At 45.1% G+C, this 21,153-nt stretch carries 17 protein-coding genes; 2 read left to right on the top strand and 15 right to left on the bottom strand.

The window, feature by feature from the left end; all coding sequences use genetic code 11:
- Positions 1 to 87 precede the first annotated feature (87 nt).
- Entirely contained in the window at positions 88 to 285 is a 198-nt protein-coding gene (locus ACFQV5_RS06195) for a hypothetical protein (protein WP_379244698.1), read from the top strand.
- A gap of 97 nt (positions 286 to 382) precedes the next feature.
- Here the strand turns inward: ACFQV5_RS06195 and ACFQV5_RS06190 are convergent, their stop codons facing one another.
- The 12 genes from ACFQV5_RS06190 to ACFQV5_RS06135 form a co-directional block, all read right to left on the bottom strand.
- Positions 383 to 1,399, bottom strand: a complete 1,017-nt coding sequence (locus ACFQV5_RS06190) for a leucine-rich repeat domain-containing protein (protein WP_379244696.1) — start codon at positions 1,397 to 1,399, stop codon at positions 383 to 385.
- A gap of 148 nt (positions 1,400 to 1,547) precedes the next feature.
- The gene (locus ACFQV5_RS06185) at positions 1,548 to 3,539 is read right to left on the bottom strand and encodes a heavy metal translocating P-type ATPase (RefSeq protein WP_379244694.1); all 1,992 of its coding nucleotides are present in this window, start codon (positions 3,537 to 3,539) and stop codon (positions 1,548 to 1,550) included.
- A gap of 345 nt (positions 3,540 to 3,884) precedes the next feature.
- Positions 3,885 to 5,060 (bottom strand): putative PEP-binding protein, encoded by a 1,176-nt coding sequence (locus tag ACFQV5_RS06180; RefSeq protein ID WP_379244692.1) that lies wholly within the window; start codon positions 5,058 to 5,060, stop codon positions 3,885 to 3,887.
- Positions 5,061 to 5,228: 168 nt separating this feature from the next.
- Positions 5,229 to 6,521 carry a homocysteine synthase gene (locus tag ACFQV5_RS06175; RefSeq protein ID WP_379244690.1) on the bottom strand — a complete coding sequence of 431 codons (1,293 nt, stop codon included), beginning with the start codon at positions 6,519 to 6,521 and terminating at the stop codon, positions 5,229 to 5,231.
- A 155-nt stretch (positions 6,522 to 6,676) separates the two neighbouring features.
- Positions 6,677 to 7,495: an SDR family NAD(P)-dependent oxidoreductase gene (locus tag ACFQV5_RS06170; protein WP_379244688.1), complete on the bottom strand. Its 819-nt coding sequence runs from the start codon at positions 7,493 to 7,495 to the stop codon at positions 6,677 to 6,679.
- 426 nt (positions 7,496 to 7,921) lie between these two features.
- Positions 7,922 to 8,779: an ATP-binding cassette domain-containing protein gene (locus ACFQV5_RS06165; RefSeq protein WP_379244686.1), complete on the bottom strand. Its 858-nt coding sequence runs from the start codon at positions 8,777 to 8,779 to the stop codon at positions 7,922 to 7,924.
- Entirely contained in the window at positions 8,772 to 9,614 is an 843-nt protein-coding gene (locus ACFQV5_RS06160; RefSeq protein WP_379244684.1) for a hypothetical protein, read from the bottom strand. The genes ACFQV5_RS06165 and ACFQV5_RS06160 overlap by 8 nt, the downstream gene beginning before the upstream one ends.
- On the bottom strand, positions 9,595 to 10,269 hold the full coding sequence (locus ACFQV5_RS06155) for an RNA polymerase sigma factor (protein ID WP_379244682.1): 675 nt from the start codon (positions 10,267 to 10,269) through the stop codon (positions 9,595 to 9,597). Before ACFQV5_RS06155 ends, ACFQV5_RS06160 begins: the two co-directional genes overlap by 20 nt.
- 41 nt (positions 10,270 to 10,310) lie before the next feature.
- The gene (locus ACFQV5_RS06150) at positions 10,311 to 12,509 is read right to left on the bottom strand and encodes an ABC transporter permease (protein WP_379244680.1); all 2,199 of its coding nucleotides are present in this window, start codon (positions 12,507 to 12,509) and stop codon (positions 10,311 to 10,313) included.
- Entirely contained in the window at positions 12,502 to 13,371 is an 870-nt protein-coding gene (locus tag ACFQV5_RS06145) for an ABC transporter ATP-binding protein (RefSeq protein ID WP_379244678.1), read from the bottom strand. Before ACFQV5_RS06145 ends, ACFQV5_RS06150 begins: the two co-directional genes overlap by 8 nt.
- 279 nt (positions 13,372 to 13,650) lie before the next feature.
- Positions 13,651 to 14,559, bottom strand: coding sequence for an aldo/keto reductase (locus ACFQV5_RS06140; RefSeq protein ID WP_379244676.1), 909 nt, complete (start codon positions 14,557 to 14,559; stop codon positions 13,651 to 13,653).
- A 40-nt stretch (positions 14,560 to 14,599) separates the two neighbouring features.
- The gene (locus ACFQV5_RS06135) at positions 14,600 to 15,373 is read right to left on the bottom strand and encodes a sulfite exporter TauE/SafE family protein (RefSeq protein WP_379244833.1); all 774 of its coding nucleotides are present in this window, start codon (positions 15,371 to 15,373) and stop codon (positions 14,600 to 14,602) included.
- Positions 15,374 to 15,928: 555 nt separating this feature from the next.
- Between ACFQV5_RS06135 and ymzB the strand changes: the two genes are divergently transcribed.
- Positions 15,929 to 16,267: a protein YmzB gene (gene ymzB / locus ACFQV5_RS06130; RefSeq protein ID WP_379244674.1), complete on the top strand. Its 339-nt coding sequence runs from the start codon at positions 15,929 to 15,931 to the stop codon at positions 16,265 to 16,267.
- A gap of 117 nt (positions 16,268 to 16,384) precedes the next feature.
- On the opposite strand, the gene ACFQV5_RS06125 is transcribed toward ymzB, so the two are convergent.
- From ACFQV5_RS06125 to ACFQV5_RS06115, 3 genes are all read right to left on the bottom strand, one after another.
- Positions 16,385 to 18,415, bottom strand: coding sequence for a beta-galactosidase (locus tag ACFQV5_RS06125; RefSeq protein ID WP_379244831.1), 2,031 nt, complete (start codon positions 18,413 to 18,415; stop codon positions 16,385 to 16,387).
- A 58-nt stretch (positions 18,416 to 18,473) separates the two neighbouring features.
- Positions 18,474 to 20,162 (bottom strand): ABC transporter substrate-binding protein, encoded by a 1,689-nt coding sequence (locus ACFQV5_RS06120; RefSeq protein WP_379244672.1) that lies wholly within the window; start codon positions 20,160 to 20,162, stop codon positions 18,474 to 18,476.
- A gap of 71 nt (positions 20,163 to 20,233) precedes the next feature.
- Positions 20,234 to 21,142, bottom strand: coding sequence for a carbohydrate ABC transporter permease (locus tag ACFQV5_RS06115; protein WP_379244670.1), 909 nt, complete (start codon positions 21,140 to 21,142; stop codon positions 20,234 to 20,236).
- Between the last annotated feature and the right edge of the window lie 11 nt (positions 21,143 to 21,153).

Raw genomic sequence — 21,153 nt, 5'->3', positions numbered from 1 at the left:
TTCCTTTATAATAAATTTCATGTGTGTGATCTATATCACTGTGAGACACGGAAATTTTGTGAAAGATTCGGATAGGAGAGGAACGTCATGACTTATGTGGATACATCAGATATTTCGCCAGAAATGTTTATAATCGTGCTTCTATTTCTCTTAGTCATTGCGCCATTGTTCAGCTTGGCCATTCTACGCCTCTTTCAGGGCAAGAAAAAAGCAGGTCTCACACTCATCGGTGCGGGGATCGGCGTATATGCGATTTTCCAGCTTATCATGGTTATCTTTTTTTGAAGTAGAATTACATATGCATAACCTATAAACTAAATATCTTACACAAAAGGGCTGTCCCAAAAGATCTAAGATCTTGCGGTACAGCCTTTTCTTGCTGCTATGAGTCGTCCTCGCTAAATGGATTTTTCCCTAGATCGATATATGTTAAATTCGTTAACTTACTTAAAAATGAAGGTTTCTCCATTATCATATTGTTGTTCAAGTTTAAAGTACGCAGGTTAACTAAAGATTCCATCTCATCTGGCAACTTTGAAATGGCGGTGTAGCTTATATGGAGATTCTCCAGATTTATAAGATTGCCGACCTCTGGTGGAAGCTGGGTTAGAGATAGGCCCTCTTTCGGAATAACACAAGATGGGTCTGAAATGGAGTGATAGCTTCCACAGCAGATCGTTAAGCTCTTTAAATGGACCATTTTCCCGATATCCGCAGGTATCTCCTCAAGATCTGCCGTATAAATCGTGAGTGCCTCCATCTCCGTTAGTTCAAAGAAAGAACGCGGCAGCTTGCGAATATTTTGCTCGAAAATCACCAGTTCCTTGAGCCCCCGAAGCTGCGAAATCCGATCTGGAATTTCATTAATCCCGTTCATCTCGATGTTAAGTTTGGAGGGCTGATGATATATAGCGTCATCTATAAAAAGCTCAAAATCATCCCTATACTTCGAAAACTGAAAAAAAAGCCCCGGTATCGATTGAGACAGAGCAGTCGCCTCTTCTCCATCCACATTCAGGCCAGCCATACTCTCATGTGCGACATTGTACAGAAAGTCCTGTTCCTGTTCATCCCAAAAACACAGATCTTCCGGAAGATGAGAATTCTGCCATTCAAAGAGACTGTTTGCTACATCCTTTAACAATATCGCTGCTTCTGGACAGCATTTATAAATATAGTACGTTCCTTGGCTGTAAGCTATAGCGTGATCAGGCATCATTTCTCCCATATGGCGCGTCTCGATCAAATAAGGCTCCAATGTGCCCAATGCCTGTTTACCGTTATCCGTAAGGCCCAAACCATGACGTTTCGCCAGCACAAAAAATTTAGATCTTTCCATAGCATAATCAATTAAGCGCCTGTAGGCTTCTCCCTGAACATCGCAATATAAAGGTAGCATTACATCCCCCTCTTCCCCGGCCTAAGCATCGAATTAACTTAAATAATCTATACAGATCCCAATAATTGTAACACGAATGAATTGCTTATTCCCCCACATAAAAAAAGAGCAGCTTCACCCCTTTGAGTAAAGTGCTCTTTCATATTTATTAAGTTGTGCGAAGTAAACGAAGGCCGTTTAGAATAACCAAAATCGTGCTGCCTTCATGACCGATCACGCCCAGCGGGAGTGCAACGCCTTCTAGAAAATTAGCAACGATTAACGTCAGGATAACGGTGATAGCAAAAATCATATTTTGCTTCACAATCCGCTGTGCCTTGCGAGCCAGCTTAACGGTTCCTGCGATCTCCTCGATATTATCATTCATCAATACCGCGTCAGCCACCTCGAGCGCTGTTCCGCTACCGGCTACTCCCATACCAATTCCAACAGTTGCCGTTGCCAAGGCAGGAGCATCATTCACCCCGTCACCAACCATAACGACATGCCCGTACTTCTCGCGGAGATTTTTTAAATGCGTCACTTTATCTTCGGGCAGCAGGTCGGAAAACACCATATCTACGCCTGTTTGTTGAGCTATGACTTGGGCGGTCGCTTTGCGGTCTCCCGTCAGCATTGCTACCTTAATACCAAGCTGTTGAAGACATTTCACGGCTACGGCGGCTTGTGGGCGAATTGCATCCTGCATCGCAATCATTCCGATCACCTGGTCATCCACAAGTACAATCGATACTGTCTTTCCTCCGGATTCAAGTTTCGAACGGATTCTTACCCAATCCGGTTTAGTAACTTCCTCTTTACTCTCTTCTACTGATCGAGACTCTTCATGATCCAGAATATCGCTCTTACCAATCTTCCATCGTTTGCCCTGAACGTCTGCCTGCATCCCCCATCCAGTCAAAGACTGCGCATTCTCAGCGGGTTGATACTCAATCCCTTCCTCAGCAGCTTTACGAACGATCGCGATTGCCAAAGGGTGTTTCGACATACTCTCTACAGATGCACAAATACTAAGGAGTTCCTCTCGTGTTACCCCATCACCATGAATGAAATCGGTAACCACAGGTGATCCAAGCGTCAGCGTTCCCGTCTTATCAAACGCCACAACCGCGGTGCGAGCCATATTCTCGATATGAGCGCCTCCCTTAAACAGCACCCCTTTGCGGGCACGGTTTGAGATAGCAGACAGCATGGCAGGCATGATGGAAGACACAAGTGCACACGGGGAGGCTACAACCAGAAATACCATCGCTTTATAAAAAGAAGTATCCCAATCCCATCCAAGGATCGGTGTCGCTAGGCTGATTAACGCTACCGTAACGAGCACAACTACACGAGCATAAATCGATTCAAAGCGCTTGATGAACCGTTCGGATTCCGGAACTTCGCTTTCCGCTTCCTCAACCAATTTAATAATTTTGGAAAACAATGTAGAGTCCGCGGTTTGCGTTACTTCGATATAAAGAGCGCCTTCTCCATTCAGTGTACCGGCGAACACATCATCACCTACGGTTTTGTCCACAGGAACAGATTCTCCGGTAATTGAAGACTGATTAACGTAAGACCCGCCGCGACAAACCTTTCCATCCGCAGGGATCAATTCACCAGGTTTAACGAGGATAAGGTCGCCAAGCTTCAATGTATCGATGGAAACAGACATGATCTCACCAGCTTCGATGCGGAGTGCGGTCTCCGGCTGAAGTTCCATCAGGGAAGAGATATCCTTACGGCTACGCTGCATCGTGTAACTCTCTAACGCGCCACTAAGTGCAAAGATAAAGATTAGCATAGCGCCTTCGTTCCAATAGCCGATTGTTGCCGCACCTAAAGCCGCAGCAATCATAAGTAAATTCACATCCAAATCGCGTTCTGTTATCAGTGTCTTTACTCCTTCTTTAGCCTTGATCCAGCCCCCTACTGTATAAGACACTACATATAAAATCACCGACAACCATTCAGACCACTGGCTTACCGCCCATGCGGCCAGCATTAGAATACCGCTGCCTATCGCAGCAAGTACCTCTGGATTACGAAGCAAGCTTTGAAGATCCCATTTCCCCGTATAACGAGGTTTTTGGGGGCCAGCCCCATTTTCTATAGACGATACCGAACCAGACCGTACATTGTGTGCCATTTCCATAGCTAATCACCTTCCTACTTGAGAATGAGATCCATTCTTACTACCCTTAAAATGACACATGCTGCCCCGGCTAAGCCGGAGCAGCATGCTAAATGAGAATGAGAATCATTGTTGTCTCAGTACAAATTATTTTCCTTAGAGCAACTTTATACTTATATCATACCCACAAACTTCCTTCTTGTAAACAGAATCGCACCTAATTTTCCACAAAAATTTTTAGAAATCTCACTCCCCTTTTTATTTCATAGCTTGTCCTTCATATTGCAGAAAAAAAGCCCAAGCCACTGTTAAGTCACTTGGACTACATAAAGTTCGATTGAATACAAAACGGTTCACCTTATGAACTTAGGCCTCTCCAGCAGTCGGAAGTCGGCTCAGCATCCATTCTAGGCGCATACCTGCAAGACGTACCGCTGCTAAAGAACTTACTTCACAGCACACCTCTGATATACCGAGACGGTAAACCGTTCTCAAATCAGATACCGTCACTTCTCTGCTCACTCTAATCGCGATATGGGGCTTCACTTGCCAGATACGGAGAACCGTCTCTTCCAAATTGGACTGAAGTAAATCCGGACTGGCCCACTCCGTTATCGGTTCATCCAATTCAATTCTGTTCCTTGCCGTTCTTATAGAACGCCCTTCATCTAAAAAATGTAGTTTATCCGCACTTTCTGTATCCATAACGATAACATCGGCTAATCGAGCAATGTCAGCCGCATCTTTAGGGTCGATCTCGGGATGCAGCAACGCTCCGATTTTCAGATTTACAGATGTCTTTAAATAGGACAGTGTCTGCTTTCCTACTTCTTCTATAAAATCCTGTGCCTCTGTAAAGTCTGCAGAATCCTGCGGCCAAAGAGCAAGCAGTTCCAGCCTGCATTCCAGCCCTTCTTCATGACATCTGAATACCGCACGATACAACGATTCAAGCTGTATATCCTGTATGTCATGCCTTGCTTGCGGACTGCATGTTGCTGCTGTGTCCCACACAAGACTAATCGAACATAAGGCTCCGTTAGCTGCTTGGAGAACTGACACCCATTCCTCGGTCCAGAGTGAGATTAGACGAAAACGATAATGCTGCTTATCCATTTCGTCCTGACTTTCAAGCCAGTCATGATAAATCTTTTTCAAACGTGAATTTGTATAAAGTATGGCTTCTCCTCGCATCAGACCGATTCCTTGAGCTCCTCGTCTCATTCCTACAGCAGCTTGCTCAGAGCTATTCGCCTGCATTAGTACTTTTAAATTCCGTTTTTCATCACTCCATTGAAGCAGCCGCTGAAGTGAAGACTGATCTTTTCCAGAAACCTCTTTTTTTCGTACGAGTTCCTCTATATCCTCGGGGGAAGCCAGCAACAATAAAGCTTCTTCGTGAGTTACACCACCGGTAACTGCTAGTTCACCTAACAAATCTTTACCCGCGGTATTTCCAGCTGGTCGTTCCCGATCACTTCTGAACATGTCATATAAACGCTTCCCCAATTCAGTGCCATTTCCCCGTTTCGCCTCGGTCATGATTAATATTCTACCCCTTTTCACTTGAACTGGTGGTTCTGTCACCTTACCTACAGATTATTAAGCACAACATGGAAATATACAGCTTGACGTCGTTTTAAATACAAAAAAAGCCTCCTGAGACTAAATCCTCAGGAGGCTTTACAGATCATATAAATGAGAGCAATCTTACTTCTGACTTGCAGCCAAAGCCTGCTCCAAATCATACAAAATATCGTCAATAGACTCCGTTCCAACAGAAATACGCAGAAGCTCCGGATTTACACCAGCTGCAAATTGCTCTTCCTCCGTTAACTGCTGATGCGTCGTGCTTGCAGGATGAATGATCAATGATTTCGAATCACCCACATTAGCAAGGTGAGAGAACAGCTTTACATTCTCAATCACTTTACGGCCCGCTTCTGTTCCGCCCTTGATTCCGAATGTCAAAATAGCTCCCTGACCCTTAGGCAAGTATTTCTGTGCCAACTCATAGGATGGGTGGCTAGGCAAGCCTGCATAACTTACCCACTCTACTGCATCATGATTCTCTAAATATTCTGCTACCTTAAGTGCGTTCTGGCTATGCCGTTCAACACGAAGATGCAATGTTTCTAGGCCTTGCAGCAGCAACCATGAGTTAAATGGAGAAATAGACGCGCCAATATCACGGAGCAGCTGCACACGTGCTTTAATAATATAAGCTATAGGCCCAACGGCTTCTGTATATACCACACCATGATAGCTCGGATCCGGTTCAGTCAGACCCGGGAATTTCCCGCTTGCCGCCCAGTCAAATTTACCGCCGTCCACAATTACGCCGCCAATCGAAGTACCATGACCACCGATGAATTTCGTAGCGGAGTGGACAACGATATCTGCTCCATGCTCAATTGGACGAAGTAAATACGGGCTTGGGAATGTGTTATCAACGATAAGAGGAATTCCGTTCTCATGAGCAATCGCAGCCACAGCTTCTACATCAAGTACGTTTCCTTGCGGGTTGCCAATCGTCTCAGCGAACAAAGCTTTTGTCTTATCATTAATGTATTTACGGAAATTATTCGGGTCTGTTGAATCAACAAAATGGACCTTGATGCCCAGCTTAGCAAGTGTGTTAGAAAACAAATTATATGTACCACCGTATAAGCTTGAGGAGGAAACAATCTCATCGCCTGCGCCCGCAATATTTAGAATTGAGAACGTAATCGCAGCTTGGCCTGAGGCTGTAGCTAATGCGCCTGCTCCACCTTCCAGCGCAGCGATGCGCTGTTCAAACACATCTGTTGTTGGATTCATAATTCGAGTGTAAATATTGCCGAATTCTTTGAGCGAGAACAGATTAGCCGCGTGCTCACTATCCCTAAATCCATAAGATGTCGTTTGGTAAAGTGGTACAGCACGGGACATGGTGGTCGGATCGATCTCCTGTCCAGCGTGTACGGCTAACGTTTCAATAGAAAGTTTGCGTTCTTCTGACATTATTGTTTCCTCCCTTTTCTTCCGATGGAAAATTTATGACTTCATAATTCCCCCCATTTTCTCATACTTTCCATCGTTTGAAAAGGGTTATTCCTATTACATTTATCGGAATTAATTAACTGATAAAAATTCGCTCTTCTACCCAGTTGCTAGGCCTATTCTTCAACCCATTTTCCCCAACCGTAACCCGCTTCCGGAGAAGTGTCCTCTGGCATCCCCGGTAATATTAAACCGCCATCAATTCGCAGATTGATACCTGTAATATAGGATGCTGCATCAGAGCTTAACCAAGCAATGGCCTCACCGATATCGGATGGTGTCCCAATACGACCTAGCGGTATTTTAGAACCTAGTGGCTCATCTTCCGCATTTTGATTCAGGCGGTTCACGGTAGCACCGGGTGCTACACAATTAACACGGATTCCATAAGGTGCCCATTCCAGTGCTAATGACTGTGCCGAACGAATTAACGCAGCTTTCATTCCGCCGTATACACTGTCCTTTGGATAGGCTCTCTCCCCACGAGATGAGGTAATAAAGATGATATTACCAGGGTTCTTATGATCGATCATCTCTCGAGCCGTATATTTACTGAGCAGCATCGGAGCCCTATAATCCAGATTAATCGCCATATCTATATTGTCTTCTTCCATCTCCGTGAGGAGTGCATGGTTTCCGATGCCTGCATTGTTGACAAGAAGATCAATTCGCCCCATTTCTTTCATCGTCTGTTTCACCACATCTTCCGCTTCTCCCCTGACTGTTAAATCACTCTGGATGATGAGCGGAGCTTTTCCATAGGTATGGGTAATATCCTCTTCCACAACTCTAATGTCCTCTTCACTGGAATGATAAGTCAATGCCAACCGGTAACCTTTCTGGGCCAGCACTTTAGCGACTCCCCTGCCAATACCAATACCTGCTCCAGTTACTATCGCTACCTTCTCGTTCTCTTGATTTCCGACTGTTCCCATGATGCGTTCGCTCCCTTCAGGTTATCAATATAAGCGGGCTTTATATCCGTTTCTTACCCGAAGGAGAAGCCGGTGATAGAGCTTTCTATAAAAATGTACTTTGTCACATGGCCAAACTTATTCTGATTCTCCCCATCAGTGCTTCCCTCATCATGGAGTTTCTGTTGCTAGACGCTATGAGTACGAATCATTCCTTCCATCGCTGTTGTACTCCAATTTCCTGAACTTGTTAGCCTAAAGTAGAAATTGGAGTACAAAGGCGACCGCATCGCTTGTCCGGAAACGCTTCGTCCCCTCCGCTGCTTCGTGCATATTCATCTTGAAGACAGGAACTCCATAAAGTCTGTCTTTGACCTTTTTGGTATAAAATAAAGAAGAGGCTGTCCCTAGTTGTAGAAAATCTACTTTTGTGACAGCCTCTTCTTATTAAGCTCTTTGGGCGAGGGCTTCCATATGAACAAAAAAGGTATCCTCCAAGGTCGGTTCCTTCTCTATATATTCTGGGCCAGGGGCAGTACTTCCCATTCTCCTCACTCTAACGCCGTGCGGCAGCATTCTAAAGTGAATAATGCTTCTCTCCGGAATGGTTTCAAATACCTGCATACTGACCTCTCCTTCCCATACCCTCATGGGGATAGACAGCTTCCAAGCCTGAGGCGAACCATTGTAACGAATGCGTCCCCTATGGATCCATACGACCGTGTCTGTTGCATCCTCCCACTCATTCAGCTCATGAGCTGCAACAATAACCATTCGGCCTTTGGCATAACGCGTTAGGTAAGCTATTAAAAACTTTCGCTCTTCCGCATCCATTCCATTCAAGGGTTCATCCAGAAATAAAAAGGACGGGGAAGCTAGCAGAGCCTGAACCACTGCAATTCTTCTCTGAACCCCTTGAGATAGATTCTTAACCTTGGTGCGTCGGTGTACTTCCAAGCGAAAATCCATCATAAGACGGTCTATCATTTCAGAAGAATAGACACCCTTCATCTCTGCCAAATAGGTTAGTAGCTTTCCTACTTTCATATCACCATACAATTCAATATCGGCCGGTACATACCCAATCTGGCTGCGAACGAGCGGTAGATGATCCGCTGCCTTACGTCCTTTGTACAAGATTGTTCCTTCATCTGGAGCTTGAAGTGTCGTCAACATTTCCATAAGCGTCGTTTTGCCGGCTCCATTCGAACCGACGATCAGATTCAATCCCGTATTAAACCTGGTTTTTTCGATCTCCAACCGATATGTGCCTGCTTGCCGTACAAGTCCCTCAATACTAATCATGAGCAGTTCTCCGCGGGGTATGATCTCTGCGACTGTACCCATAGGAGGAGATCAGCAGAGCAGCTCCAACTAGGAGAATGACCGCATCTACTGGTGTTTTAGCCATGTAAGACACTCCATAAGCACTAATCTGTCCTTGAAGTAAAATCCAAATGCCATATACCAAAATAGCAGACAGCATAGACGCAGCCAGGCCCTTTCGGAACATCATGTACATCGCTGCACCGCCCGTCATTAGCAAGACACTCATCCATTCAAGAACAAAAGGTCCAAACAAAAAATCGGAAGACTCCGCATTCATGGCCCGTATTCCAAGCACTAGCGTACTCAGCAAAGCCATACCAACGACGATACCCGTTACCATCAGTAAGCGGCTGTACAGCACAAGTGCCGGCGGATAAGGAGTAATCGTCTCTACTGCCCTCATTCCACGATCCCAAGTCCGGCTGCTGAACAGCATCGATGCAATCAGAAGCAGCGGAGTGATCAGTGGAAAGATTCCTCCTGGAATCCCCCCAATCCGATCTAACGGGTACTCGGGATTGACCAGCAAAGTGAGCATACAGAATACAGCCGCACTTGCGAGCAGGATGGACTTCTGATTGAGACGAAGCTGACTCCGAAGCAGCTGCCTCAATGAGGGGGGATCCACCTGAGGGTTAAAATCGAGCTTGGGAGGCGCAGCCTCGTGCTTGAGCTGGTCAAACTCTCCCTGAAGTGACGCGATCAGCTGTGCGGTTTCACGTGGGAACGGTGGTGGTGAAACTGCACGAGTAAGATGTTCTCTTAGCTCTTCTTCCAGTCTTCGTAATTCATTATCGAAAGAACGATCCATGGGAATACACCTCACTTTCCTTTTCTTTAACTTTCCGGTCACGTTCACTTCCAGAATTCACACGAGAACCATTCGGCGGTCCACTTGCACAAGCCGTTACAACTGGGGCATAGGAATCTTTTAACGTCATTATTTTTTTTAGCTTTCGAAGTCCATTGTATAGATGTGTCTTCACGGTGCTCAGGGGGAGATCAAGCAGTTCAGATATTTCTTGGAGCTTCATATCATGAAAGAAACGCAAAGATATAATGTTCTGCTGGACAGTCGGAAGCATCTCCAGTGAAGCAGCTATTTCCTGCGTCGTCTCCTGTCTTTCCAGCATTTCATCCGCACCAACTGAAGGGTCCGGTCGTTCAGGAAACTCTTCACCAGCCAGACCCTCTGAACGGTAAGCTGAACTCTTCCAGTAATCTTTGCACTGGTTAAGCGCCACTCGATAGAGCCAAGATCTGACATGCTCTAAAGCTCCATGCTGCCTGAGATGACGAATCATTCGAACAAAGGTTTCCTGAACGATGTCCTGAGCTTTCTGGCGATCCTGAAGTTGATTCGATATATAGCTGAGTAACGGACCGTGATAACGTGTGACCAGCAGCTCGAAAGCTTCCTGATCACCGGCTGCCATCCTTTCAGACAACTCCTGATCGGAAATCATACTTCTCCCCCTTTCCATATATTTGTCATAGATCATTTACTTTATTGTCCAGACTGGCTGCTCCCCATGACTCTATCCCATTCCTGCAGCCATTCTTTATAAGAAATCGGTCTTTCCTTCAAGTAAACATTCTCCCGTTGACCTGGCTGGTTGATGCCCTGATTATAAAAATGAACCAGCAGCTCCTTCACCTGCTGTTCTTTTCCGTTCGCTAGAGCATTTGAAACTTGCTTCCGCATTTGAATCCCGATCCCTCTCGGATCATAGTCTGTATCTTTCATGGACAATAATTGAACAGATCTTGCCCATCCATACTGATCTAAAATCTCCTTGTCACTTAACCCGTTCGTTTCACGGTAATATAAGTACCAAAACAAACTGCTAATTCTACCTCGAACATCTTTCTCTGCTTCATCTTCTGATGAATACATGACAAATCCTTCTTGACTGCCGAACAGCATGGCATTCATCCATTCAGCGATACCATAGTAATTATTATAATTCTCTGAGGTTAAGAGCAAACCAGCCCCATCGTACCAATTTCGACTCGCTAAGCTATCCACATTCGTTTCAAAATATAAAACGTGTGAAAACTTAGGCTTGAACTCTGGGATCCATTTTTTGAAATAATCATACTTCTCTTTTAGGGCTATCAGCATTTGTTCCCCGTATTCCCGGTTATAAGGTGTTGAAACCAGTGTAACAGGTATACCTTCATGCCTTAACTCAATCCAATCCCTGCTGCCCATAAGCGAGAATCCCATTATTTCTTTTCCTTCAAAACGCTGATACCTTGCCTTGCGTTCCAGCTCTGGTATTCCCGAATAAAGCGGATTCTCATACCCCTCTACTGTAAGTTTCACCTCTGCAGGCGGGAAATACATCCCGTTAAACCAATAGCCTAGATAGAACTGATTCGAGACATCAGAATTCTTCACATATACATGTTGATGACCTGGAAGCGGATACCACGCGATATGTCTAGGGAGATTGACTTCGGTTCCGACACTGAAAGCAGGATATTTCTCGTTATTATAATCCTTTAGAAATTCCATCATCTTGCCGCTATAGTCCAGCTCGATCTGAAGATCGCCGCTAGCTTCACTAGGAATCTCTATATTTAAGTGATCGCCTTGTCGCTGATACGGCGTATGGACTCCTTGAATGAGTACTTGTCTCATCTGAAAACTCCGATGAAGTGTAAGCGGAAAGGATGATTTACCCTTCCACTCATCTGCAGGAATGTCCAGCTTGGCCGTTAGATGCAGCACGTCATTCTTGTTTCTTTTTAAAGTAATGTCATATTTGGAGACTGTGAATACAGGCTCCTCAGAAAAAGGGGTTTCTGATGGACGAACTGTAGGATCATTATCTATCTCACGAATATTTGCATAACGCTCCTGCCACAGTGATCCGTAAGGAATAAATGCTGTGACAGCAAGAACTGCAGCTCCCACCGCTGCCAGCCAGCACATTTTGATGTTCATCGTAGGCCGGGTTCGGTTTAATAATAGAAGACTAACCAAAAACATGAGCAATGTGAATGCCAGTACAAACAACCGGGATATCCCTTGCTCTTCTTTAATCAGTTCATAACCCCAGCTCTCATAACTAAGCGAATTCGTAGATACAAAAAACTGACTTAGATGAAAGGTTTTAAGTGGATATAATCCCATAGCTTGAATAAGGAAAATATCCATAAAAAAGGTGCCGAACATCCAAGCACAAAAACCAATCAGGTACACAACCCGATTCGGTATACAGACTGCAAGCAGCATTGCCAGCGCAAAAGTAACCAAATAGGATACTTCCGCCTGAACCGCTATATTCATCGTATGCCGCAAGACGATGCTTCCCTCAACACCATACCCTACGGAAACTACATAAAAGATAATCGAAGTCGACAGTGTAAACAGCGACATATATAGGATTCCCACAACATATTTAGATGACAACAGCATGCCGAAGGAAACCGGTAAACTTCTATTCCACTCGTAAGATGAACGGCGGATATCTCTACGGACCGCTAAAATACCGAGCAACATCGCAAGTCCAAGCGTAATCGTGTGGGCGATAGTATGATATTCATACAGCCTACGGTATTTTGGTTCTGCATATTCTCCGATCCCCAAGGCAAACAACAAGAATATAACGCCATATATGATGGGAAATAGTGCAAATAACGGGTTTCCTAAAATAAGACGAAGCTCAAATTCACACTGCTTTAGCCATTTATTCATCCCGTTCCCTCCGCAGCAGTGCCAAATAGCCATCCTCTAGAGTCGGTTCTACCTGAACCGCTCCATAAATTGGCGCTGTTTCTCCTGTCATTCTGCAAATGATCCCTTCGGGTACCGTGCGGGTCGAGACAACGAGAGCCGGATCTAACGCTGCAAATTGAACTTGATTTAATACCGCTTCCCATACATATCCTTCTCCACAGGCTTGCAGCTCTGCCAAGTCCCCTGTCATGAGCAGACACCCCTGATTCATGACAGCTACCTTACGGCAGTTGCTCTCGATATCAGCCACAATATGAGTAGACAGCAGCACCGTCCGGTTCATGCTGAATCGAGTTAGCAGATTACGGAAGCGTACCCGCTCCTGTGGATCCAGTCCTGCCGTTGGCTCATCTACGATGAGGACATCCGGGGAGCCGAGCAGAGCCTGGGCAATACCGATACGCTGCTTCATTCCTCCGGAGTATGTGCGAACCTTTTTATCTGCTTTTTCCTGTAAATTGACCATCTCCAAAAGCCTTGAAATCTCCTTACGGCGCGCCGCTTTATCTGTAATTCCTTTCATTACACCAACATAATCAAGATAGTCACGTCCTGTCATCTGCGGGTAAATATGAAAATGCTGAGGTAGATATCCAACCATTCTTCGAATTTCTTCAGATCTCCCAAGTGAAATCCCGTTGATTGTCACTTGCCCAGAAGTAGGTGCAAGAAGTGCAGCTAAAATACGCATCAACGTGGATTTACCCGCGCCATTTGGCCCAAGCAACCCGGTCATACCTTTATCAAATGTCAGTGAAACGTCCAGTAGCGCCCAAGCGCCTTTTCGGTAGGTTTTGGATAGATGTTCAATCGTAATCATGTACTATGCCCTTTCATACCTTCAAATATATAAAATAAGTCCGCGCGGTTCTTAATATGAAAACGAATCGGATCATAAAAAAGTTTGCATTAATAACTTTAGCAAAAATGAACTTACTTAGTTAGATAAAATTCCGAAATTTCTCTCCACCTATATTTTCCATATGGAGATTACCAGATTAATTATTCATCCGGTGAATTAATCGAATACAAAAAAAGGATTGAGAGTTGGCAATAAGCTGTACTTTCAATCCTTTTTAGTATGGTTACTATTCGATTATTAACGGTGCTCCTCATACTTATTAGCTCGGCTGATGGTTTGGATGGTCTGGATTTCTTGAGGTGTCAGCGGTTCTACTTCTCCTGCAGCGGCATTATGCCGAAGCTGATCTACTGAGCTTGCACCAGGAATAACGCACGCAACTGCTGGATGCGATAGAGCATAGCGGATCGCTGTATGAGACAGATTGCGAGCGGATTTGAATTCCTTATGCAATTGTCTCGTCACGCCAAGCAGCTCACCTTTTGAATAGTCGAGATATCCCTTTTCGGCCTTCTCTTCACTTCGATCACTCAAGATCCCTTTAGCTATGGGCCCCCGCGCGATAACCGAAATCCCCTGCTCCGCAAGGAGTGGCAGAATTTCCTCTTCTGGCCGCCGATCAAGAATACTGTACTGCATCATGACACTGACGATACCAGACCGCTTTACATACTCCCTAATTACATTCGGACGAATGGATGATATGCCATAATGGCGAATCCATCCTTCTTGCTTCAATTCTTCAAATGCTTCAATCGTCTCGTCAATCGGATCATCTATCGTCCCACCGTGCAGTTGGTATAAATCGATATAATCGGTTCCAAGACGTCTCATACTATCTTTGGCTGCTGACTTGATGTATTCCTTCGATGGATCCCATACCCATCCCTCTTGCCCTGGTATACGGCGATTTCCTACTTTCGTTGCAAGAACAACCTCTTTCCTGCGTCCCTTCATGGCTTTACCAACTAGCTCTTCATTCACTCCTGCATCATAAAGATCAGCGGTATCGATTAAATTAATCCCCTGCTCAAGTGCTTCTTGGATGAGACGGACGGCCTGTCTCTCTTCGGTGCCTAATGACATGCAACCTAGCCCAATTTCGCCAACATACAAATCCGATGATCCGACCTGATTTTTCTTCATTTGTATTTCCTCCTGTCTCATTGTATTTACGGTTTTTTAGTTATAACAAAATATCAATCCATATTTTCACCGCTGTCACAGCAATCAGAACGACAAGCGCGTAGCGAAGTATCTTAATATTCATCCTCCGGCTTAGATAAGTTCCGAGCGGAGCGCCTAATAGGCTGCCAACCACCGCGAATACTGCCGGCCACAACGGGATACCTCCAGCTGCAATTTTCCCCGCCACGCCCCCAACAGCTGACAAAAAGACTATTGCAAGCGAAGAGGCAATCGTAATTCTTGTTGGAATTTTGAGAAGAGTCAGCATAATCGGAATTAGGATAAATGCGCCTCCCGCCCCAACAATACCAGACACGATACCTACCAAGAAGGCACTGGCAACTGCTAAGAAGACGTTATACATCACTTCGGAAACCTGCTTATTCTCGGATGAAGCTTTCGTAGGTATGATCATCAAGAATACAGCTATGACTGCTAAAATGCCGTATATCATATTAATCGCTTCACTGTTCAGATATAGGGAAGACACGCTGCCGATCAAGCTGCCGACCAAAGTTCCTAGGCCCATCTGAAGGACCAGCTTTTTATGTACGAGAGAAGTTCCTCCTTTGGAATTCAAGCGGTTAGATATCATACCTGAAAGAGAAGCGAAAAATACCTGCAGCATGCTGATAGAAGCAACCTCTTTTGGCGTAAAGCCTGTAAAGCCCAACCATTCTGGTACATACAGCAAAAGAGGAAAGTTAATGATGGCTCCCCCTATGCCAAGAAGCCCGGAAAAAAATGAACCGATAAAACCAATGAAAATCATTACGATGTACTCTAGAACCACGCTGACCGATCTCCATTCGTTATATTTCTATATATTTATAAAATCATAAAATAGGAAACCCTAATACTGTACTAACCAAAAATTATAGATTATAATAAAACCAAGTAAATACATCGGAAAAACTGGAGGTGCTTATTCAATTGTTTAACAAGTTAAAATCCTTGTTCCAAGACAGATGCCCTGAATGTGAACAAAAGCTTGTTTCGCATTATGACCATATGTCGCTGACAAAGCACTGTCCCGATCATCACTATACCGAAGAAACCTATACTCATCTTGGCGTCACGATCGTATATAAGAATGATCCAAAGGATAACTAACCTGAATCGATTATTAAATAGATGCATTTCCTATCGTATCATAATTCCGGGACTGTCTGGTCCTCATTCTCAAGTTCATCTTCAAAAATCGGGGTGTCTCATGGTCCGTTGACCAGGGACACCTCATTTGGTGTTAATGCTTGAAATACTACAAGCCTTTTTGGGTAATGATTACTGATATAACTATTTTGCACTGGAGGAAGGTGTAGATATAATGAAGCATCCACTGGAAGACCTATCGGAGTGGTTAAAATCTCATACCAATCAAACGATTATGATCCAAAAACGTGAGCAAGATGATCTGGACGAAGTCCGCCTGTTGCTCGAGTTTATCGGATACCAAAATGGAGATAATGATTCCGTTGACGACTATCTCGCCTGCAAAGCGCTTCTGCTTCACGGAAGTGGTGTGATTGTTACAGACAAACAAGAAGCTCCACTCCCAGATAGTACGTTTACAATCCCTGTCGATAACCTGTCACAAGTGAAGGTAGAAGACAATCAGGTTACAATGGAAAATGGACGAGGCTCTTACACCATCTCAGTTCAGTAGATAATTTAGTTTCACATGCAGAAAAAACAAAACAGCCGAGGACCGCAGGTACTGTACCTTGCGATTCTGGCTGTTTTATTTAGATATATCTCGAATACCTTTTTGAAGTTAACGTGATCAGACAGCGCGTTCCAAAATCATAACCCCATGGCCTGAAATCGTCACCTCTCCTGATATCTTCTGCCCAGTAAGCAGTTCTGTTTGAGACTCGTCACCCACATGAACGATCACTTCATCGGCATTATGATTCAGAACAAACAGATAAGAAATATCGTTCTTCACACGCTCTGAAACCTCAACACCTGCAGGCGTCTCCAAGATTGGTGTTATTCCTTTCTCTGCACACAGATGACCGAGGAAGCCTTTCAGAAATTCCGAATCTGGACTGCTGGCAACATAATAGGCCTGACCCTCCCCGAACTGGTTTCGGGTAAGAACCGGAGTGCCTTTATAGAAATCAGAGCTGTATTCCGCAAGCACCTCCGCTGTCTCTGCATGGATAACATCACACAATATGCCGCATGGGTATCCGCCGTGGAGTTCACCCAAATCTTGCGTCAGCACCATTTCATTAAATTGCCCCGGATACAAGGCATCGATCTCTTCCGCCCAAATCCCAAGCACATTCCTCAGTTCACCCGGATATCCGCCGAGGGTAACAATGTCATTCTCATTGACGATCCCACTGAAAAAGGTAGTGACAAACTTGCCCCCACGAGCCACAAACTCCTCCACTCGCTTCGAAAAGCCCGGCTTCACCATATACATTACAGGAGCAATGACAAGATCATAGCTGCTTAAGTCCTCTTCGACGCTAATTACATCTACTCCAATATTTTGCTGGTACAGCGCATCGTAATATTTATGAATTTCGTCGACATAATTAAGTGCGACGCTTGGACCGCTTGAAAGTTCAAGCGCCCAGCGATTTTCCCAGTCATACATGATCGCAACCTTCGCATGAACCCGTGAATCCAGAATCCGGTCACCGAGCTCCTGAAGTTCCCTCCCAAGCTCAGCACATTCCCGGAATACACGTGTATTTTCATGTCCAACATGTTCAATGACAGCCCCGTGGTATTTCTCACAGGCTCCAATGGAACGCCGTAGTTGAAAGAACATAACCGTGTCGGCACCGTGGGCAACAGCCTGGTAGCTCCACAACCGCATGACTCCTGGCCGCTTCAGAGCATTATAAGCTTGCCAGTTCTGCTGGCTTGGAGTTTGTTCCATCAACATAAACGGCTGTCCACTCTTCAGGCCTCTCATCAAATCATGCGTCATAGACGTGTAACTCACTGGAGTGTCGAGAGATGGGTAATTATCCCATGAAACAACATCCATTTCTTTAGCCCAATCAAAATAATTCAGTTCCGGATAAAAGCCCATCAGGTTGGTTGTAACCGGAATATCAGGCGTACGTTTCTTAAGCTCATCATGTTCCAGCTTGTAGCATTCCAGCAAACTATCTGACTGAAAGCGGCGGTAATCCAAAGAAATCCCCTGAAAGTTCGTCCGGTTACCACCCCACTCTTCACTCAAAGCGTTCGGTACTACGATATCTTCCCAATCATAAAATGTATGCCCCCAGAAGCGGGTATTCCAAGCTTTATTGACAGCATCCAGTGTTCCATATCGTTCTTGAAGCCATGTTCGGAACGCAGCAGCACAATTATCGCAATAACAGTAACCGCCATACTCATTGGACACATGCCAGATGAGGAGCGCAGGATGATCCTTATAACGCTCAGCCAGCTTACCCGCCATGATATGGGCGTACTTTCGATATGCCTCACTGTTGGGACAGGAGTTATGGCGTCCACCGAATTTCCGCTTACGTCCATCATAATCCACCCTCAGAATGTCCGGATACTTCCGCGCCATCCAAGCCGGATGTGCAGCTGTACTTGTTGCAAGGCATACCTTGACCCCGTTCCGGTCCAAGCGGTCCATGGTTTCATCGAGCCATGCAAAATCATAGGTATTCTCATCAGGCTGGTTCAGCGCCCAGGAGAACACATTAATGGTCGCCACATCGATGCCCGCAAGCTTAAACATGCGGTCATCCTCTTCCCATACCTTTTCATCCCACTGTTCGGGATTATAATCTCCGCCGTACCACATCTTAGGCAATTTATCATTAATCAATCTGTTCACTCCCTTATAAATAAAAGGGCCTGCATAATGCCGGCCCCATTTATTTGTTTTAGTTATTCCACAGCTCAACCCGTTTGCGTACGAGTTCCGTATATTCTTGCTCCATTTTCTCAGCACCTGCATCATTCAATTCTTGAATGAAACTGTCATACAGTGCGTCAAACTTGGCTGGATCCGTAAGAATAATTTCCGGAATCCGTTTGCGTACGATTTCTTCTATTTTTTTGTAAGTGATGTTGATGTTGGAGTCAGATGGAACCGGAATATTATATGCCGCGCCCCATGGCTTTTCCTTGAACTCATCTTCTTTTGGCCACAAGTCCTTCCACATCTCCACATTGTATGCAGCTAATGTTTCTTTCGCAGAAGGAGTATAGTTTTCTGTGATTTGTTCCGGGTAGTTCGTTGTGAAGTAGTTGCCTGTTGAATCCTTCACACTGTCACCATAGCGTGGGAACACGGCTAGATAAAGACCGATCCCTGTTTCTTTGGTGAAGTTCGCGTTGTCATTGATCTTACGATCCTGAACTTCTGCTGGAATTACGCGTTTACCGTCTACTATATTGTAATGCTCGCCCTCAATACCCCAGTTCATGAGGATTTGGCCTTCTTCGGAAGCCAGATAATCCAGAAACTTGATGATTCGAACCGGATCCTTCGCCGATGTTGATATGCCTACGCCATAGCCTGCACTGTAGCCTGAGCTTTGGAAAGCTGCATCTTTCGTTGTTTCATCAAGCTGGATCGGGAATCTCGCATAAGTACGGTTTTCTTTACCTGCGGTACGAAGTGCGTTTGTCGCATTACCAAAACCCCACTCCTGGTCAATGATGCCAAGTACACGGCCAGAAGAGATTTTCGCTTCATATTGGTCTGTCTTCTGTACAAACGACTCTTTATCGAGAAGTCCAGTAGCATTCATATGGTTCAGCCAGCGGAAATACTCTTTCTCTTCCGGACGCTTGTAGTGCAGCATCGCTTCTGTTGTTTCCTGATCAATATAGTACTCACCGTCATCCGATGCACCCGTAGCGCCAAAGGCAGGATTCGTTACGGAGATCATAATTCTCCATCCGTCTGCATTTAGCGTAAGCGGAACGGTTGGCTGACCGTCAATTTTAGGGTTTTTCTCATAGTACGTTTTCAGCGCATTTTCATAATCTGTTACCGTTTTCAATTCAGGATATCCAAGTTCTTTCAGAACTTCATGCTGGATTTGGAAGGTACCTCCAGCATCGAACGCGCTATGCCCAACAGCATTCAATGTAGGAAGAACGTAGATCGCTTCATCTTCATTGCTCCATTTCAACCGGTTCATATATTCGCCATACACCTTTTTAATATTGGGTGCGTGCTCTTCGATTAGATCTGTTAAATCAATAAATCCTCCTGCGTCAACAAACAAGTTCGCATCGCCCTTTGCAAATACGAGATCTGGGTATTCACCGCTCGCTACAAGAAGTGGAAGCTTCTGGTTCGATCCGTCTACCGCAAATTCCGCTTGAAGCGTGATGCCTGTTTTCTCAGTAACCTTCTTACCTACAGTATCCTGCATATTGTTCCAGCTAGCGTTAGAATCCGCACTGTAGAAAGAAATCGTCATTGGTGAAACGCTGTCTGGTTCTTTCGGCGTGTCTGTCCCCTGTACCTCTTCTTTACCGTTACCGCAAGCTGCCAGAACCATGGTTGCAAGCATGGTGATGACAAGCAGCGCCGAAGCTCTCTTCTTATGTTTCATTTGAGTTACCCCCTTATTTTGTATTCAAGATCATCTATTTGTATAACAGGCTCGCCTGTTGATACCGATAATTAGCTTTTTACAGCACCCAAGGTCATGCCTTTGACAAAATACTTTTGCAGGAATGGATATACCAGCAGGATTGGAACCGTTACAACGATCGTAATCGCCATTTTGATGGATTCTGGCGACACCTTCTTGATCTGCTCCGCCATATTCTGGCCAGCTGCCATGCCCCCACCCGTACCCTGTGTTGTGCTCTGCAACACTTTCATCAGCTCATACTGCAATGTCGTCAGGTGTGGCGACAAACCGTTATACAGATACGTATCAAACCATGAGTTCCACTGTCCAACAGCTAGGAATAACGCAATCGTTGCTAGAACGGGGCTGCAGAGCGGAAGAATGACTTTGTAATAAATCTTGAAATCATTGGCCCCGTCAAGCTTGGCTGATTCCTGCAATGAGTATGGAAGACCATCGATAAAGGAGCGAATAACGAATACGTTAAAGGCACTTACCATACCTGGAATTACATACACGAGAAAGGTGTTCATCATGTGCAAATCCCGGATAAGGATGAACACAGGGATCATACCGCCAGAAAAGTACATCGTCAGAGCCAGAAATACCGACATGAACCTTCTGCCCTGAAAATCCACCCGGCTAAGCACATAGCCGAGCATTGTGCCGCTTATGAGTCCTAACAATGTTCCGACAGCTGTCCGGAGTAAGGTGATTTTCGCACCAGTCAGGAGTCCTTTATATTTAAAAATCTGAACATAGTTCTCAAAAGTGAACTCCCGTGGCCAGATGTATATCCCACCGCGAACGGTATCTACTGAATCATTCAAGGAGATCGCCAAGACGTTCAGGAAAGGATACAGCGTAACGAGCATGACCAGCGTCATAAATGTATAGTTCGCTATATCAAACACCCTGTCGGAGAGCGTAGGTCTAAATGCTTTGGATCGAGCCATGTTGTAACCCC

The sequence above is a fragment of the Paenibacillus sp. GCM10028914 genome (genome assembly GCF_042666275.1).
Lineage (GTDB): Bacteria > Bacillota > Bacilli > Paenibacillales > Paenibacillaceae > Paenibacillus_AQ.
This window is presented reverse-complemented; position numbering and strand designations above follow the sequence as displayed.

Coding starts and splice junctions, on each gene's coding strand:
- ACFQV5_RS06165 (WP_379244686.1), bottom strand. CDS start 8,779: ATGATTAGTATTGAGGGACTTGTACGGCAAGCAGGCACATATCGGTTG.
- ACFQV5_RS06150 (WP_379244680.1), bottom strand. CDS start 12,509: ATGAATAAATGGCTAAAGCAGTGTGAATTTGAGCTTCGTCTTATTTTA.
- ACFQV5_RS06120 (WP_379244672.1), bottom strand. CDS start 20,162: ATGAAACATAAGAAGAGAGCTTCGGCGCTGCTTGTCATCACCATGCTT.
- ACFQV5_RS06145 (WP_379244678.1), bottom strand. CDS start 13,371: ATGATTACGATTGAACATCTATCCAAAACCTACCGAAAAGGCGCTTGG.
- ymzB (WP_379244674.1), top strand. CDS start 15,929: ATGAAGCATCCACTGGAAGACCTATCGGAGTGGTTAAAATCTCATACC.
- ACFQV5_RS06115 (WP_379244670.1), bottom strand. CDS start 21,142: ATGGCTCGATCCAAAGCATTTAGACCTACGCTCTCCGACAGGGTGTTT.
- ACFQV5_RS06180 (WP_379244692.1), bottom strand. CDS start 5,060: ATGACCGAGGCGAAACGGGGAAATGGCACTGAATTGGGGAAGCGTTTA.
- ACFQV5_RS06190 (WP_379244696.1), bottom strand. CDS start 1,399: ATGCTACCTTTATATTGCGATGTTCAGGGAGAAGCCTACAGGCGCTTA.
- ACFQV5_RS06170 (WP_379244688.1), bottom strand. CDS start 7,495: ATGGGAACAGTCGGAAATCAAGAGAACGAGAAGGTAGCGATAGTAACT.
- ACFQV5_RS06160 (WP_379244684.1), bottom strand. CDS start 9,614: ATGGATCGTTCTTTCGATAATGAATTACGAAGACTGGAAGAAGAGCTA.
- ACFQV5_RS06155 (WP_379244682.1), bottom strand. CDS start 10,269: ATGATTTCCGATCAGGAGTTGTCTGAAAGGATGGCAGCCGGTGATCAG.
- ACFQV5_RS06135 (WP_379244833.1), bottom strand. CDS start 15,373: ATGATTTTCATTGGTTTTATCGGTTCATTTTTTTCCGGGCTTCTTGGC.
- ACFQV5_RS06140 (WP_379244676.1), bottom strand. CDS start 14,559: ATGAAGAAAAATCAGGTCGGATCATCGGATTTGTATGTTGGCGAAATT.
- ACFQV5_RS06185 (WP_379244694.1), bottom strand. CDS start 3,539: ATGGAAATGGCACACAATGTACGGTCTGGTTCGGTATCGTCTATAGAA.
- ACFQV5_RS06175 (WP_379244690.1), bottom strand. CDS start 6,521: ATGTCAGAAGAACGCAAACTTTCTATTGAAACGTTAGCCGTACACGCT.
- ACFQV5_RS06195 (WP_379244698.1), top strand. CDS start 88: ATGACTTATGTGGATACATCAGATATTTCGCCAGAAATGTTTATAATC.